The organism is Bradyrhizobium sp. Kon58, assembly GCF_055807455.1.
The window spans coordinates 1-261 of record NZ_JBVVOT010000482.1 but is presented as its reverse complement, the minus strand read 5'-3'; the positions used below and the strand labels follow the sequence as shown (position 1 = coordinate 261).

Genomic DNA, 261 nt, shown 5'->3' with positions numbered 1-261 from the left:
CTTTGAACTTCGCTCGCTGGAGCGCGGCTTTGAGTATGCCGGCCAAAATCGCATTGAGATAAAGGAATTCGGGCCTCACAGGTTGATCGCACGTTGCAAGGGCTCGGGCCGCAATGTCTATAGCCTGTCGATTGCCTTGGAGGATGCACCATCCCGTTTGACGGGCATCAGGTGTGTGTGTTCTTGCCCGGTGGCGACCAATTGCAAGCACGCGGCTGCGGTCTTGTTTACGTTGACTGTGCTGTACGAAGAGCTGAACGA

At 55.6% G+C, this 261-nt stretch carries 1 protein-coding gene; it reads left to right on the top strand.

Annotated features, from left to right (window positions below; translation table 11 throughout):
- Positions 1-261 (top strand): SWIM zinc finger family protein (locus tag AC0L20_RS41220; RefSeq protein WP_473295865.1); only part of this gene is annotated, 261 nt, incomplete at both ends.